20 protein-coding genes are annotated in these 15,024 nt (G+C 57.7%); 12 read left to right on the top strand and 8 right to left on the bottom strand.

Annotation, left to right across the window (positions count from 1 at the left end; all coding sequences use genetic code 11):
* The first annotated feature begins 1 nt into the window (after position 1).
* Positions 2-733, top strand: a complete 732-nt coding sequence (locus FPZ24_RS02050) for an AraC family transcriptional regulator (RefSeq protein ID WP_146569490.1) — start codon at positions 2-4, stop codon at positions 731-733.
* Between the two features lie 59 nt (positions 734-792).
* Here the strand turns inward: FPZ24_RS02050 and FPZ24_RS02045 are convergent, their stop codons facing one another.
* Together FPZ24_RS02045 and FPZ24_RS02040 are read right to left on the bottom strand one after the other, a co-directional pair.
* A complete protein-coding gene (locus FPZ24_RS02045) occupies positions 793-1,698 on the bottom strand; it encodes an MBL fold metallo-hydrolase (protein WP_146569489.1) in 906 nt (301 codons plus the stop codon).
* Positions 1,699-1,851: 153 nt separating this feature from the next.
* Positions 1,852-2,862: a Glu/Leu/Phe/Val dehydrogenase dimerization domain-containing protein gene (locus FPZ24_RS02040; protein ID WP_146569488.1), complete on the bottom strand. Its 1,011-nt coding sequence runs from the start codon at positions 2,860-2,862 to the stop codon at positions 1,852-1,854.
* 1,269 nt (positions 2,863-4,131) lie between these two features.
* Here FPZ24_RS02040 and FPZ24_RS02035 point away from each other — a divergent pair.
* The 6 genes from FPZ24_RS02035 (at position 4,132) to FPZ24_RS02010 (ending at position 7,008) form a co-directional block, all read left to right on the top strand.
* Positions 4,132-4,437: a hypothetical protein gene (locus FPZ24_RS02035; RefSeq protein ID WP_146569487.1), complete on the top strand. Its 306-nt coding sequence runs from the start codon at positions 4,132-4,134 to the stop codon at positions 4,435-4,437.
* Positions 4,438-4,448: 11 nt separating this feature from the next.
* Positions 4,449-5,204 (top strand): hypothetical protein, encoded by a 756-nt coding sequence (locus FPZ24_RS02030; protein WP_146569486.1) that lies wholly within the window; start codon positions 4,449-4,451, stop codon positions 5,202-5,204.
* Between the two features lie 73 nt (positions 5,205-5,277).
* Positions 5,278-5,508, top strand: a complete 231-nt coding sequence (locus tag FPZ24_RS02025) for a hypothetical protein (RefSeq protein WP_146569485.1) — start codon at positions 5,278-5,280, stop codon at positions 5,506-5,508.
* Complete coding sequence (locus FPZ24_RS02020; RefSeq protein WP_146569484.1) at positions 5,505-5,831, top strand: Rap1a/Tai family immunity protein; 327 nt, start codon at positions 5,505-5,507, stop codon at positions 5,829-5,831. The genes FPZ24_RS02025 and FPZ24_RS02020 overlap by 4 nt, the downstream gene beginning before the upstream one ends.
* A 128-nt stretch (positions 5,832-5,959) precedes the next feature.
* Positions 5,960-6,415: a helix-turn-helix domain-containing protein gene (locus FPZ24_RS02015; RefSeq protein WP_146569483.1), complete on the top strand. Its 456-nt coding sequence runs from the start codon at positions 5,960-5,962 to the stop codon at positions 6,413-6,415.
* Between the two features lie 56 nt (positions 6,416-6,471).
* Positions 6,472-7,008 (top strand): PIN domain-containing protein, encoded by a 537-nt coding sequence (locus tag FPZ24_RS02010; RefSeq protein ID WP_240047573.1) that lies wholly within the window; start codon positions 6,472-6,474, stop codon positions 7,006-7,008.
* Positions 7,009-7,102: 94 nt separating this feature from the next.
* Here FPZ24_RS02010 and FPZ24_RS02005 read toward each other — a convergent pair whose 3' ends face one another.
* From FPZ24_RS02005 to FPZ24_RS01995, 3 genes are all read right to left on the bottom strand, one after another.
* Positions 7,103-7,723, bottom strand: coding sequence for a YbjQ family protein (locus FPZ24_RS02005; protein WP_146569481.1), 621 nt, complete (start codon positions 7,721-7,723; stop codon positions 7,103-7,105).
* Between the two features lie 302 nt (positions 7,724-8,025).
* Entirely contained in the window at positions 8,026-8,511 is a 486-nt protein-coding gene (locus FPZ24_RS02000; protein WP_146569480.1) for a hypothetical protein, read from the bottom strand.
* A 366-nt stretch (positions 8,512-8,877) separates the two neighbouring features.
* Positions 8,878-9,324 (bottom strand): VOC family protein, encoded by a 447-nt coding sequence (locus FPZ24_RS01995; RefSeq protein WP_240047572.1) that lies wholly within the window; start codon positions 9,322-9,324, stop codon positions 8,878-8,880.
* Positions 9,325-9,813: 489 nt separating this feature from the next.
* Here FPZ24_RS01995 and FPZ24_RS01990 point away from each other — a divergent pair, with 489 nt between their 5' ends.
* A complete protein-coding gene (locus FPZ24_RS01990; RefSeq protein ID WP_186728978.1) occupies positions 9,814-10,170 on the top strand; it encodes a hypothetical protein in 357 nt (118 codons plus the stop codon).
* 25 nt (positions 10,171-10,195) lie between these two features.
* Here the strand turns inward: FPZ24_RS01990 and FPZ24_RS01985 are convergent, their stop codons facing one another.
* A complete protein-coding gene (locus FPZ24_RS01985) occupies positions 10,196-11,353 on the bottom strand; it encodes a hypothetical protein (RefSeq protein WP_146569478.1) in 1,158 nt (385 codons plus the stop codon).
* Positions 11,354-11,667: 314 nt separating this feature from the next.
* Here FPZ24_RS01985 and FPZ24_RS01980 point away from each other — a divergent pair, with 314 nt between their 5' ends.
* The 4 genes from FPZ24_RS01980 to FPZ24_RS01965 are packed head-to-tail and all read left to right on the top strand — an operon-like array spanning position 11,668 to position 13,787.
* Complete coding sequence (locus FPZ24_RS01980; protein ID WP_146569477.1) at positions 11,668-12,246, top strand: tyrosine-type recombinase/integrase; 579 nt, start codon at positions 11,668-11,670, stop codon at positions 12,244-12,246.
* 31 nt (positions 12,247-12,277) lie between these two features.
* A complete protein-coding gene (locus FPZ24_RS01975) occupies positions 12,278-12,649 on the top strand; it encodes a DUF3768 domain-containing protein (protein WP_146569476.1) in 372 nt (123 codons plus the stop codon).
* Positions 12,650-12,651: 2 nt separating this feature from the next.
* Positions 12,652-13,359, top strand: a complete 708-nt coding sequence (locus FPZ24_RS01970) for a hypothetical protein (protein WP_146569475.1) — start codon at positions 12,652-12,654, stop codon at positions 13,357-13,359.
* A 53-nt stretch (positions 13,360-13,412) separates the two neighbouring features.
* The gene (locus FPZ24_RS01965) at positions 13,413-13,787 is read left to right on the top strand and encodes a hypothetical protein (protein WP_146569474.1); all 375 of its coding nucleotides are present in this window, start codon (positions 13,413-13,415) and stop codon (positions 13,785-13,787) included.
* 31 nt (positions 13,788-13,818) lie between these two features.
* On the opposite strand, the gene FPZ24_RS01960 is transcribed toward FPZ24_RS01965, so the two are convergent.
* Together FPZ24_RS01960 and FPZ24_RS01955 are read right to left on the bottom strand one after the other, a co-directional pair.
* Entirely contained in the window at positions 13,819-14,583 is a 765-nt protein-coding gene (locus FPZ24_RS01960; RefSeq protein WP_146569473.1) for a hypothetical protein, read from the bottom strand.
* A gap of 20 nt (positions 14,584-14,603) precedes the next feature.
* The gene (locus FPZ24_RS01955; protein ID WP_146569472.1) at positions 14,604-14,963 is read right to left on the bottom strand and encodes a hypothetical protein; all 360 of its coding nucleotides are present in this window, start codon (positions 14,961-14,963) and stop codon (positions 14,604-14,606) included.
* Between the last annotated feature and the right edge of the window lie 61 nt (positions 14,964-15,024).

Below are 15,024 nucleotides of genomic sequence, written 5' to 3'. Positions count from 1 at the left end.
CATGCGCTTGATCGGCCAGACTAACCTGGACCTCCTGGAGCAGATGTTCGACCAACTTCCGCACAACCCTTTTTTCGTCAAGGATCACGCGTTACGTTATGTCGCGGCGAACGGCGCGATGGCGAGGTTGTGCGGCGCCGCGCGTCCCAGCGATCTTTACGGTAAAACGGCCCTAGATCTTTTCCCGGGTGCGCTTGGCCGACGCTACGAAACGCTCGATCAACAGGTTCTTGCCAGCGGACAAGCAATCACTAACAAACTGGAGTTGAGCACCGGTCGGGCGGAGACCGTCTGGCTGCTCTATTCCAGGCTTCCGGTCAAGGCGGCCGACGGCAAGACAATCGGTGTCACCGGCGTGTCTCGCGAGCTGAAGGCACCCGGCGGTAGAGATCTCCTTTATAACCGTTTGGCAAAGGTCGCCGAGCGACTGCGCAGTCAATCGGATCATCCCCTACGTCTGGACCAATTGGCAACACTGGCCGCCACATCGAAGTCGCAGCTGGCGCGGGATTTCACGCGCGTCTTCGCTATGACTCCTGGCGGGTTCCTGCAGCAGCTCAGGCTCGACCGGGCGCTTCGGTTGCTCGAGACTGACAAATCGATCGCCCAGGTCGCGCATGAATGTGGCTATGTGGACCAAAGCGCTTTCGCGCGGCGATTTCGAAAATCGATCGGGGTCAGTCCGCAACATTATCGCACCCGTATTCGGGTGACCCACAGCGTTCCTCGGTAAACTTGATTGCCAGCGACAGATCGTTGGGCGTGCCGCCAATATCCGAGCCAATGGTTCCCTTAAATCTCCATCATGTCGCGTCCAACGATAATCTCTCCCCGAAAATGCCGACGCACCCCTTCGAGCCACATTTCGTCCGAAATTGATGGAATGCCTCCTGGCACCAGATGACTGAGCACCACGGTTTTCACACCTGCAGCGGCAGCAACTCGGCCTAATTCCTCGGTGGTAGTGTGGCTCCGGCGCAAATGATCCAGTAATGCAGGCGCGTTGCCGCTAGCGATCTGCGTGAGTGCCGAAGTCAGCATAACTTCATGAACCAGCACATCCGCTCCCTTCGCGAGCTCAATCAGATTTTCGCTGGGCCTCGTGTCCCCGGAAAATACAATTGATCGGTCCGGCGTATCGAATCTGAAAGCGATGCTAGGGACCGTGTAATGATCCCCGAAAGCGCAATGAACTTGCACATTGGGCGTTTCGAGTATCATCCCCGGCCGGCTAAGGGTTCGTCCGCTGATGAGTGGAGCGAGTGGCGGGCGCCCTTCTTCCCGTATCCTGACTTCGATATCATATGCGTTAGCAGCAATCTGGGCGTCGAGCACGCGTTTCAGTGGCGGCGGACCGTGCACCGTCAAAGGCGTCTGGAGGTCCGATCCCCACGCAAGTACCAGCAATGCGCCCAACCCGGCGACGTGATCCGAATGATGGTGACTGATGAAGATGTTCTGCAATTTGGCAAGATCTACGCCGGCTTGCACCAGCCGCCCCGCTACCCCGTCAGGGCAGTCAATGACATAGGCATCCTCGCCCACGACCAGCAAGCTGGAGGCAGGTGCGCGAAAGCGCGAAGGCGTCGGCCCCCCTTTAGTACCCAAGAGCACCAGACGGCTTTTTCGCGGTGATTTTCCAAGCACATGATTGATATCCTGACCCTGCGACAAGGCGGGCGCGAGAAACGCGGCCATCCCTAAGCCCAACAACTTTCTGCGCTGCAGGCTCTCACAACATCCCGCAACCACGGTGCCGCATGGTGATGGGATGTTTTTCATAAGAGGTTTGCCACGATGGTACCGGGTTCTGATGCGCTTGTGCGAGCGGTTACAATCGAGTCCACCCGCTCAGCGTCGATACGGCGATGAGCTAATCTTCTTGCTACAAGGTTTGAGGGAGATTGTGATCGCCGTGCCTCCATCAGGACAAGTCGCGCGGTTTCGAACGTGCTGGCCAAAAGGGGTTCGGGATCTCGACCCATCAGGTTCCGGGGCTGCGCCGGCGATCACCGCGCCCGACGAAGCGAGAAAGTCGGGCACATACAATATCCCGGCCTCCATCAAGGCATGGCCGGTCTCATCATCTTCCGCCAACTGATTGTTGGCACCCCCGCAAATGCCCCACGCCTTGATTCTTTCCAGCGTCGCTCGGCTGATCGTTCCTCCTTTTCCGCACGGTGCGATGATGTCGACGTCCGCGCCTAAAATCTCATCCGGAGGCTGCACGCGTCCGCCGGTTTGCGCCGCCACGCGAGATGCCCGCTGCGGCACTATATCGGAAATAACCAATCGGCTCCCCGCCGCGGCAAGAGCCCTCGCTACTCCCGATCCGATTGCGCCGCAGCCCTGGATCGCAACACGAATTCCAGCCAGACCGGATCCACCGCGCTCCTCGATGCAGGCCCGGATACCGTTAACAACGGTTCGAGCTGTTGCGTCCGCAAGAACCGAGACATTGCGGTTTACAAATCGCGTTACTTCGGCCGCGCTGTCCAGATCGTCCAGAGTCGTACCGAGATCACCCGCGGCCCAATAGACCCCGCGCAGTTCATCAATAAATTGCCCGAGTCTTCGAAACCCCGCCTTTCGGTTCAATTCCGGGTAGTCGAGTACGACGGTCTTTGCTCCCCCGGCATCCAGGCCGGCGATTGCGCACTTCAATGTCATTGCGGCGGCAAGCTTTTGCGCGTCGTCAACAGCGTGGCGAAATGACGGATATTTTTGGGTCCTGATTCCGCCAACTGCCGGGCCAAGTTTCAAACTGTCGATTGCCAGTACGGCGCGCAGACCGCTGGATCGGTCGCGCCACAGGATGGTACGGTCGGATCCCACATCGAAATGCTCGAAAAACGGGTCCACAAGTTTTCACAGCCTCTGGTTCGCGACAGTTCACTTTTGCCGTTCATAGAGACCAGTATCCAGTCGACACACTCTCGGAGCGGCCCGTTGGAAGCAATGAGGCGCCTGTTCAACGCTCAGCGCGGCCGAAGAACCTCGCTGCAGTGATCTGTTCGCGCTCCGGGATGATGCTAAACCGCAGCGTCGGGGCGAGAGAAACAATTGGTGCTGCTGGGCGATCCCCTTCCAAATGTGCCAATTTCAGCGTTTGGCCTGACCATAGATGGCGGAGATCTTAGCATCTCGGCCACGCTTTTAATCCAAGGAGCATTTTCTAGCGATCACCTCGGGTCATTGCCGACGAAAGCCCTCTGTTCAAATCGATGGCTCGACCTGCGGTGTCGAGAGGTTGCACCCTTGATCGATCGTGGATCGATCACGGAGGAAATTATATCGGCGCCTTATGCCCAATAAGCGGGCAGTTTTTTTCAAAGTAAGGGCATCACGCGTTAGGGATGACGGCTAGCGAATGCCAATGCCTTGCTCCTGGCAAGCCATGCCTGGCGGTGGTCGACGCTTGGCAGCCAGGCACTTTATCAGCTTGCCGAGGCCTCGTGGCAGGAAGCCGCGAACGCCGGTGTCGCGGCGAGGGCCGGCCGCAAAAGGCGTCGTGTTACGAGCTCGTCAACCAACAGCCTTCCGTCGCTGTCAAACGGCTCAGGACTGAGACGTCCGTCGCGGGAGTTCCGATCAATACTCAAACGAGTAATGGAGTTTGCTTGTGCAACATGGATTGACGGTACGCCGCTAGGCGACGCATGACACCTGACTTAGTGCAAAAGTCACATTTTGTCATGGGCTTGCTGGCTGCTTTGTTGACGCGCGCACGGGCACGCGTCAGTAATATGGCGAGGGGGTAGCAGGATGCGTCAGTGCGTTGCAGAGGCTGTGCTGTTGACATTGGCAGCGTGCAATAGCGCCACTGACACAAGCCCAACGCCGCGAGAGGCGCCGACAGCGGCAGTGCCAGTCGACAGCGACGAGGGCCCTGACCCACCAGGCAAGTTGTGGAACACCAAGCAATATGCTGCGCGGCACACATGCCCGTCGAAAAAATGTGGCGTGCTTGGACAATTGGTGTTCAGGGAAGTTGCTGACCCATTGGAGCGTCGAGGTGGCTGGGTACGCACAACTAAGTATTATGACGCGTCATGCGTGAACGGACGCTCAGAGTACGTCAAAAGTGGTAATGCGGCTTGCGCGCCAGCCAACGGCTTTAGGGGCAGCATGGTGGCTGAGTGGGTACGGGCTGACCAATTGTCGAAAAAGCGCCCACCGGACCCGGCGAAAAATGCGACGGCTGATGAGCAGTTGGTCAAGCGGTCCGACGACTTCAATGTGTACCACGCGCAATTTGCGACGCTGGCGCATAAACTCATCACGGATGGTCGCTGCACGGCCAGTGACTTTACTGACAATGGTGGCTTCACAAAGTCAGCCAACCGCCAGGATGCGCCCGTATATTTTGTTTATTGTGGCGGCATGACGCAGGCCGCGAAAATATACGTGAATGCGCAAACGGTGACGGTCGAATGAGGGACGGCGTAGTGGCGCTCATGGTTTTGCTGGCGACGGGCGCCGTTGCCGCATGCACTGAGCCCGACACCAGCGTCGCCAATCTCATCGATGCCAGCGACAACAACACGCTGGAAACCCCTGAGCCCGTTGCGACGCCCACGGCATATTATTCAGAGCATGAGGGCGACCGGTATCTGTATGTGACGGCGGTGTCCGAGGAGCAGAAAAAGCAGGGCCGCGCTGTCGGCGACGTGCTGCAATACCGCTTCCTGGGGGAAAAAGACGGCGTGTTGACGTTGGAGCGCGTTGCGGAAAACGGGACAGTCATTGGGCAGTTACAGTGCCGCCGCGACTGCCACATTATGACATTTACATTTGATGGCGGCAGCGTTCAGCGCATTCCATTTGATGGCGACTCAGTGTCAGGGTCAGCCATGACCGACGCTATCAATGGCTTGTTGGTGCCCGTCAAAGCGCCGCCGCCGCCCGTGACCATGAAGCGCGTGCCAGCGCAGTTTGTTGGCAATTGGCAGTCACGCGTGACGGAATGTGGTCAGGGCACAGACGACAGCGTGGTCAGTGTCACGGCGACCAAGCTCACATTCTATGAATCCATTTTGGACGTGGCGTCTGTGCAAATGCTCAGCGCCACGCGCGTTATGGTCACTGGCGTGCTGACGGATGAGGGCGATAGGACGCAGGCGATGAGCTATACGCTTAGTGTGAGCGGGGGCCGCTTGACGGTCGATGATGATGGCGTCGAGCGGGCGCGCTGCCCGTCGTGAAGGTGGCAGGCGGGCGGCAAAACGTGTTGGTTGACGCGTCCAATCACGGTCACGCGACGCCATGGAGGGGCACATGTGGATCCTAATATTGGCTATTTACCAGGCGCCGCCTGATGCCGTCGATTATGACGGCCCCTGGCAATTTTGGATGACCAAAGTTGCTGAGCAGCATTATGCGTCAGAGGCGGCGTGCCGGAATGACGCCGTTCAAATTATTGGCCGCATTCATCAGGGCATGCTGGCGCCCGTACGCTTTCGCTGCGTCGAACTGGAGGCAAGCTTGCCCAAGGGCGCGCCGCGGTGATTGGGCTGGCATTGACGCTGGCGGCAAGCAGCATGGGCACGTTCTATACAGGCAATAAGCTCTATAAGCTTTGTACAGCGCCGCCCGGCGACTCTGATGTCGGGTTGTGCTTGGGCTTAGTGGGCGGCGCCAGCGACATGCTCGCGGCCATTCAGGGCATTGCCGGCGGCTCAAGCGTTTGTACGTCAAGCAATGTGACGCTGGGCCAGGAAAAAGACGTCGTTGTAAAATATTTGAGCGACCACCCCGAGGTGCGCGACAGGTCAGCCGCGAGCATTGTGTTGGTGGCTTTGTCGCAAGCTTTTCCCTGCCCAAAAGCATAGCTGAACAGCGCTTGGCGCCCAGCTGGTTAGCGGGCGCCACATGCAACCAGGGCCGTTACCGCCCGTTTCACTTATTGCGTTTATTGCGATTATCGCATATTTAATAGCGTCAATAGGAGCCGCCCCCGATGACATTACCTGCTTTCGCCGAGGAGCTCGGCGCACGCCTGCCGTCCGCAAGCGAGCAGGCGGCGGCCAATCAATTGCGCCAAATTATTGCTGCTCATGCAACGGGCGGCACGACGTTGCGCGTGTTGGACGACGACAAGAAGGCGTCCGAGATTACGCTGACGCCGGCATTGTCGAGTTTGCTGATGGAAGTGTTGCGCCATGTTGGGCGTGGTGATGCCGTGACCCTGGTGCCCGTCAGCCAAATGCTGACCACACAGCAAGCAGCAGACATCCTCAACGTCTCTCGCCCATACCTCATTTCGCTCATCGATAAGGGTGCCATTGCGCACCATTTAGTGGGCCGCCACCGCCGCATCAGGGCGCAGGACCTGTTTGCGTATAAAAAAGCGCGTGACGGCAAGCGCCAGGGCGCCCTCGACGCATTAGCCGAGGCGGACGCCAAATTGCTGTAACGCCCGTGTTTGCTAACCGCTACACGGCTTTTGCTGACGCGTGCGCGCTAGTGGGCGTGCTCAAACGTAACTTGCTGCTCACGCTGGCTGAGGCTGAGTTTTTCCGGCTGCGCTGGTCACAGCCCGTATTGGATGAAACTGAAAAGGCAATTGCTGCGATCCTGTTGGAGCGCGGCATTGCCAACGCGGCGGCTGAGGCTGCCAGTCAACGTGCGCGTATGGAAGCCGCGTTTGAGGAAGCGATGGTGACTGACTTTGAAAGGCTGATGGGCATTTGCGGGTTACCGGACCCTAAGGACGCGCACGTCCTAGCGGCGGCGCTCAAAACACAAGCCGCAACGCTCGTAACCGACAATTTGAAGGACTTTCCTCAGGACTTGCTCAACGACTTGAATATTGAAGCACGGTCCACTGATGCGTTCCTGGCCGACACGATTGCGCTTGATGCTGGCCGTGCCGTCGCCGCGATCCGAAGGATGCGCACGCGGTTCAAGCGCCCTGAAATGTCGCCGGAGCGGTTGCTGATTGCGATGGAAGCAGCTGGACTGACTGAGACAGTTGATATGCTCAGGCCGCACCAACTGTCGCTTTAAGCAAGCGGTCTTGAGCGCTGGCATACCCTAGCTGCGCGCAACGCGCTGACTGCCTCACCACGATGGGCTGCTGAACCAGCCGCCCCTGTGGCGCTTAGTTTTTCTCGATCACGACTGCATTGCCGTTGGCAGTCACGCCAAACACATAGGGCATATAGAGTGTGCCGCCATTGGCATTCACCGTCTCAGGGTCGAGCGTCAAATAGTCGAAATCAACCCCGATGACGGCGTTGCAGCCCAGCTCATAGGCGGCTTCCTTAAGCTCAGCGAGTGCGTTGCGCCTTATGACAGTCAGCGACGCCATTAGGCTTTCGCCCACGTTGGTCGCACGTGAAAACAAGCCCTGCGACCCACGGTCGACTTGAACGACGTCATCGCCTGAAATGTAGCCGGAATATTTGGTGATCGTGTAGCCGTCAAAACTGAAGCCTGACGTGATCAACATGCTGGCTAGCGCGCGCTGCTTTTCCTGCGCCGCCAATGCAGCCTCCTCATCAGCCCGCAACTTTGCCGCGTTTTCGCTAGTCATGCGTGCTTCATAATCGACAAGGTATTGTCGAAACTGATCAACAACGTCGTCGATATCGACGCCGTCCTCGATCGTCAGCCCGCCCATCAAGCCCGTTTTGTATGGGACTGCCCGGGCTTCCTTGAGCCAGTTATCGAACAATGCAGGCTCCAGCCCATAATTGCTCGCGACGTCCTTGCTTTTCATATTACCCCGCTACCGTAGGTACCCGCGCGCTTCAGCATTGGTTGGGTCAAGGTCGAGAATGAGATTGGCGAGGCGCCTTCGCGCGACGGGCTCATTGCGACAGCGCACAAGGAGCGCTTGGATGTCGTCGTGCAGTGTAATGGCCGTGTCCCTGACAGGCTTGTCACCCTGCTCAGGCACGAGCTTGACGCCACAATATGTGCATACTGCATAGCCAACGTCATCGATGAGGTCAGCGCTGCCGCATTGCGTACATTTACGTGGTTTCATGGCTTGCGCCCCGCCAATCGATTAACCGCTAATCAGCTTGCCGGGATGGGCTCAGCGGTAAACGCATTCACCACTTGCCCGGACGCCATGACGGCAGAGTGTCCGCTGATCCACATAGAACCAAGCAAAGCGCCCACCGTGTTGCCCTTGCCCTCCTGGCGGTGCTTGCCCTTAAGCGCATAGTCCTTGCCGCGCACGGTCACTGAGTTGAACGTCAACTCAAACTTTGCTGACTTGCCGCCAATGCCCTTGCCCGTGCGCCAGCTAACGGTCGCGGTAACGGGCGCCCCGCGCGGGATGATCACAACGCCCTTTTCCACGACGTCGTTTGCAACCTGCAACTTGCGCGTCTCCCCCTCTTTCATCTTCTTCGATGAAATTTCCTCGACAGGCGTCACCGCGACAACAGTGTCAGCTGGCAGCACAACAGCGACGGCGTTGATGACGGGCGCAGTTTGCGCAAACACAGGCAGCACGAGAGCAGCGCCCACAAGCGCGCTCACCACAACATACTTCATTGCATCCCCCTCAATCGACTCGCGCGTCTCCCCACAGCGCGCTTGCCAACAAAAAAGCGCATTTAATGGCGCGGCGTCAAGGCCTTGACAGTGAGGTGCTGCGGCCACCTCAGATCCTTACGGGTACGGACAGCCGCGATCTGATTGGTATCGCGAAAGCTCAAAGACGGCCGCAGCGACCAACTAATGACTACCACTTTCCTGTGAGGGTTATGCAGGCCTATCACACGTTGCGACGGGCGTAGCGCCGTTATCCAATGCGAGCTCATGAACACCACGCAGTGTTGTCCCAAGTCCGTCGGGAAGCGGCTGCATTTTCTGGTAGTCGGCCCGGGAATTCAGCTGGAGCAAAGGCCGTCACCGATATCAAACGCCGAAGTGAACCCACCCGCTTTCGTCAATTGTCCATGCTGGGTTGAAGGCAATCTCCCAGATGTGATCATCCGGATCAGCAACATACCCGCGTAGGCCGCCCGGCGGCGGCACGTCAGGCGCGCGGAGCAGTTTGCCGCCGGCATGGACAAGGCGCTCGACCGTTTGCTGGACGCTGTTTTCGTCAGCAACGTTATGAGCAAGGGTAAAAGCGCTAAGGCCAGAGAGGTCGCCGCGCTTTGCGTCATTGGCGAGCGAAGTCTTGAGCCATGTGCCCAGCATCAAGCCGTTCATCTGATAGAACACAATTTCTTCGTTCTCGAAGACCGGCGTCCAACCAAAGCCTTCAACGTAAAACGCACGCGACCGTGCGAGGTCCTCCATTCCCAGGGTGATAGCTGAGATAAGCTGAGGGTTGGGCATTGAGCGAAAATGCCACATCGGGAACTTTCGTTCCCACAACGCCCGCGATTTAATGGAGCCTGGTCACGCAACAATGCGCATTCAATTTGAATGATCGCGTCGATCTCTTTCTTGTGAGAGTCGCCGCTCGTCAGGCTACGTGGTCCGAATATGTCGACGGGACAATGAGGCAGTGTCCGAATGTTCGTCACGCGCTTGGCACCAGCGCAAGTCTGAGACGCATGTTTGGCTGACCCCTTGAGATTACCGAGAACGCAATCAGCTGGCCTCCGAGCACGGGCTTTAGCCGGCTCTGACTTTGAGCGCCGCCATGATGTGTGCTCCCTGTGTTTCCACGAGCGCCTCGTGACGCGCCGGCGCTGATTGGCTCGCACGCCCGTTCGGGGTGAAAGCCCGACACGCCATTCCCGTTGAAAATAACGCCAACCTACAAGGACATGACTACGGGAATATGCTGCCCAACCGTCTATCCCTCTGAGCATTGGGCGCTCGACGGAAGGGGGCATGATGGGCGAGGGAGAAGAAATCGACGCGGCTCTAGCGCGATTAATCGAACTGATTGATCAAGAATTTTTGAAATCAGGTACGGCCGATCAGACGGTCATTGAGCAATGCGCAGCCGACTTGAGCGAGTTTTTTCGTCAGGAAAAGAATGGCGGGCCGCTCGCCACGCCGGAACGTCACCAGCAGCTACAGCGCATCATGCTCCGTTTATTCCTGTCCTATGATTTGCCGGAGCCAGTAGAGGGACAGCCCGCACCCACCGAGCTCGAGTTGGCCGAATGGCGCCGCCGCATGAGCAAAATAGACGACGAGGCCACCCGGCGATATGCGCCTCGGGATCAATCCAAGAAGTCGTCATAGCGCGACGTTTGGTCAAGCAGCCCCGTTAGATGCCGCCATCCAGCTGATGATTTCCGCTTGCTGTTGATACTTTGCGCAAAGCTTCCTGAACCCTTTTTCCCCGTTCCTGCCACCGTTTGATAAAACCAGGGCTGAAATGACGCGACGTTGGCCCTGATGGTGGGCGCCCGGCCTTGTGCGGCCGTGAGCGAGCCATGTTATCCAGCGACGGCCAGGCTCTGCGAGTCGAAGTCGAAACGATAAAGGGCAGTAATGGCGGCCTGGCGCCATCGTCGCGGAATTCATAGGGCGCGTAATTGTCGCTCCGGCGTCGATCATTCACCCTACGCCAGTGGCGGGCGACGTTGAAAGGTTTAGCGAGCTTTCTGTCTCGACGCGCGACGTCCAGCGCGTTCCTAAGATCCCGCCGCCAAGCCGACACCATGCACGTGCCGGATGCCACGCCAAACACAAGGTCCGTCAATTTGATTTGCGACAGCCCTTCCATCAGCCGCAACGCGAGCTCTGGACGATAACCGTTCAGCCTCGACACCAGTACGTTCCGGCCGGGATGCTCGCGAGACGGCTTGAGCGTTTTGGCTTCATACGGCAATTTGAGCATATATGCCGCCAGCCGACGAATGTCGGCGAGCGCGTGGACGACAGGGTCAATTTTTACGGGCAGCACGGTCAGTGCTGATGTCCAAGCCCTTGACTCATTCAGCGCGTGCTGAGCCGTCGCGGGGTCAAAGTTCGGATCATCGGTCCACGCAAACATGTGCCCATGAAAATTGATGGCGCGTCCCAAACCCTGGCGCGGGTAATTTGTGATAGCCTGAAACTCCAAAGCCGCCACGCCATCCAACATGAGCTTGCGCACTGCCTTATCGATTAGGCGTTTTAGCTTTTTGCGGTTCACCACAGGACGTCGGTCGAGCGTGTTCCCGCAGTCCGGCGCAAATGTCAGCCAGTAGTAGCGGCGGCCAAGCGGCGCGGCTTTGAACGCTGCGCTGAGCACGTCGACCATTGCCTCAGTGGCCACGGACCTGGCTTCCATGTCGCACGCTGGCACATAGCCCTGAACGCCGGGCGTACCTAGCAGCGCCCGCGTTCTGCGCAGCAACTTGGGTGATAGCTTGAGCGACGCCGCTGCCTGCTCGATCAGCTTGCCAAAATCATCAATTTTATCGTTGGCGGTCGCCATGATGGCCTTCCGCTTATTGGTGCCAGTTGGAAACATTTGGAAAATCCCGTGAACTGAAAACCCCTCATTGGCGCGTCAAAACGCGCGCTGTGCCCACAGGATCGACAGTTTGAGCAAAATGAATGGTCATGATCTGTGTATTACAATGTCGAGTTGCAGCCATGCGGCAGCTCCCGCCACGAAATGTGTTGAGGTATCGCGCAATTGTCAAATTTAGGTCCGTTACGGCCATTATTTGACATTTTTTCTACGTTCTGCTACGATGACATGGCTGCGCAAATTGGCACAGCTTTTCCAAAAAATCGGAGTACCTCATGCGCCAACCCGCGAGGGTATTGGAGAGTGCCGACGTGCGTCGTGTGCTTAAGCACGTCCTGCATTCTAGATACCCAAAACGTAACCGCGTCATCGTCCTGCTAAGCTTCAAGGCTGGTCTACGCAGCTGTGAAATTGCTGGGCTGACATGGGAAATGACCCTGACCCCGAGCGGTCGCTTAGCTGATGAGCTGAGTGTCGCGCGGCAGATTGCAAAGAACGGGTCAGGTCGACGAATACCACTCAACCCCGACCTGAAACTCGCGCTCACTCAACTTCATGTCGAGCAGAAACGACCATTAAGCGGTCCGGTGGTGCGGTCAGAACGCGACGGCCATATGCGCCCGCGCTCCGTGGTGAATTGGTTTAAGGGCGTGTATGTCGAACTCGGATTGTTGGGCTGTTCCTCGCATTCCGGGCGCCGCACATTCATCACACGCTCGGCACGCATCCTACCAAAAATTGGCGCATCACTGCGCGACGTCCAAGAGCTAGCCGGCCACCGGTCGCTCACCACAACTGAACGGTATATCGTAGGCGACCGTGATGCCCAGCGCCGCCTGACCAAGCTGGTCTAACCCCACCAAATTGCGAGAAAGGAACAACGCCATGACGGCGATTGCAGAGTCATGCCCTGAAGGCATGAGCAAGGCCAAAACTCATGCGGCTCGTGTCGCAAAGCTCAACGATGATTTTCGCCAAGGGAGAACACGCGGGCGGTTCTTCGTTACTCCAGGGATTATTAAGCTCAGCAAAGGTGCGCCAGACGAGCTGCTTTCCCTAGTCAGAAACTACAACACTTTTACGCGCGACGAAAACCCTTATGGAGAGAATGATTTTGGCTCGCTTGATTGGCGTGGCTCGAAAGTGTTCTGGAAAATTGACTATTATAACTTGGATTTGACGGGCGGTTCACCCGACCCAACGGACGACAGCGTCACCGTCCGATGTCTAGTTTTGATGCTTGCGGCTGAATATTGACCATGAGCGAGCAAGCAGGCCGCAAGCTGGGCCGCCAAAAACGGCTCAGCGCTGACCATATTCGCAAACTCGAGGAAAACGCGCCGCGGACGGGAAGGCCCTATATAACCTTGGAGCAATTCCGAGAGATCGAAGCCGCCCTGTTGGCCAGGGGCTATGGCGACATGATCAATTGGAGCGAAAATGTTGAGCCGCCGCGCGACTGTGGCGTGTTTGCGCGGGAGGCCATTTATGTCATTTGTAATGGCGGCATGCGCGTTGCCATTGCCAATGCCATTTTTCGCAAATGTATGCGTGCGCTGCGACGGCGGCGGTCGGTGATGGAAGTATATGGCCACCCAGGCAAGGCAGCCGCCATCGACCACATATGGGCGCACAGAAAAGTTCTGTTCGAGGCCTACAAGGTCGCGAAAAACAAAATTGCGTTCCTGGAAACCTTGCCTTGGATCGGGCCCACCACCCGTTATCACCTAGCCAAGAACCTGTCGCTCAATGTCGTAAAGCCAGACGTCCACATCATGCGGCTGGCTAAAGGCGAGGGCTCGACCGCGCGGAGGATGTGTGAGCGGCTTGCTATCCTCACGGGCTACCGTGCCGCGACGATCGACGTGATTCTCTGGCGCGCCTGCGCTGATGGGTTCCTTAATTCCAAAGAGTTTGGGTCGCTGCCCTGGAACGAAGTGTTCAACCCCCTCCCCCCGCCACGGTAGTGACCGTGAAGGGCGGGCCAAGGGAATTGACACGCGACTGTGGGAGCAGACTGATGAAGACCGTTTATCAGCGCACGGAAAGTGATTGCGGCGTAGCGGCCCTCGCCATGCTCGCAGACGTCTCCTACGAGCAAGCATTGGAGTTCCTGCGCGGCAGTTTCCGCCACACCAGGATCATTTCATCGGGCAAGATATTGGCGGGTGTCACGCACTTTGGCCGCACGCCGCTCGGCGACAGATGCATCAGGATTGGTGAGCGCCAATTATGTGACCTGGATCACAACGCTTTATTGCGTGGCGTACTTATCGAGGGCCAGCGAAAGTTTGGTCACTGGGCAATATGGGACTGTTTCGATCAAACAATTAGGGACCCATATGCCTACATGCTCCCGTTCGAAACGCTGGGGCTTTTAGAAGTGTCATGGTGATGCCCGCCAGCTTTGAGCTGGCGGGCCTTCCCTACTCGGCTGGCACTAAAATATTTTCCGGCTCACTTTGACCGGCAGCCGTGCCGCCGCCAGTGTCGCCTTGCGGCTCTTCCCGCTGCGAGTCCGCCAGAACATAACGCTCGAGCAGCCCGTTGGCTTTGAGGTATGCCCAGATATCCTGTTGCGGTACGTGGCGGAGATCAAGCGTGACGGGTGAGCCATTTACTCCCACGACATTCTCCTGGGCGGTACCGTCTGAAGCGCATATATATTGAGTGCCGTCACCCGCAATCACGTTCAGCTCATTGAGCTGATAGGGCTGAACTTCAGTGCTGTTATCAGTACGCACAATGCGCAGCCTCCCCCGGCCAAATTGGACGCTGTGCGTGACGTAGTCAGCAGCTGGCCCGTCCTTGGGGGCTACAAACACATATGTGCCCTCGCACTGAGCGGGCGTCGCACCGGCAGCGATAACATCATCACTCGGCGGACCGTCGTCGGTATACGTTGCGGTATTCATTTCAGTTACCGTGTTCATCACCGTGGTCACGGTCATGAACTGTGACGCCCAAATGAACGCGACAATGACAATGATGCCCAACGCCCACTTTTGCCACTGTAGCAGGATGGCCTCTGGCTCATCACTTTCCTGCTCTTCAATTTCCGGTGGACGAGACCCAGCAACAAAAGTGCGGTGATCGTAATAATGGTAGTGATGCTCGGCTTTGTCGGTCGGCTCTGGCCCGCTTTTGGGGCCGCCTTTCTCGTTTGGGTCATAAGGAACAAGCTTGGTCATTGGTCGCGCCCCCGCCCGCGTCAGCCGTTGATGATGCTCCACGTGCGCCAGCACATGTTATTGCCCGTGAGGTCCTCGGACGTGCCCTTCAGGCGCACGTGCATAGCTGTCAGTGCGATACCGCCGTCCTTGGCTTCGACCGCATATGTGATGGTTTCAGCACCACGTACGCCGCCGCGGAACACCAGGCGGCCGTTGGTGTCGTCGCTCACGGTGAGCGTTGCGGTGAAGCCAAATTGCCGGCGAAGCGCCTGTTTGAACGCACCATAGTTGGTGCGCTGAACTGGCTGATAAGTGCCCGTGCCATCAAGGCACAGGAGTGGTGTCTCGGCAGGGAGTGTGACCCCCGCAGCCGCCGTCGCTAGTAAAACTGATAACATATGCCGCTCCTAGAAAAATGGGCGGCAGTACTTCGCCTAGCCGCCCCTATGTTCCTCTCGG

The organism is Sphingomonas panacisoli (assembly GCF_007859635.1).
GTDB lineage: Bacteria > Pseudomonadota > Alphaproteobacteria > Sphingomonadales > Sphingomonadaceae > Sphingomonas > Sphingomonas panacisoli.
The sequence above is the reverse complement of the archived record's forward strand: the minus strand, read 5'-3'. Positions and strand labels throughout refer to the sequence as shown.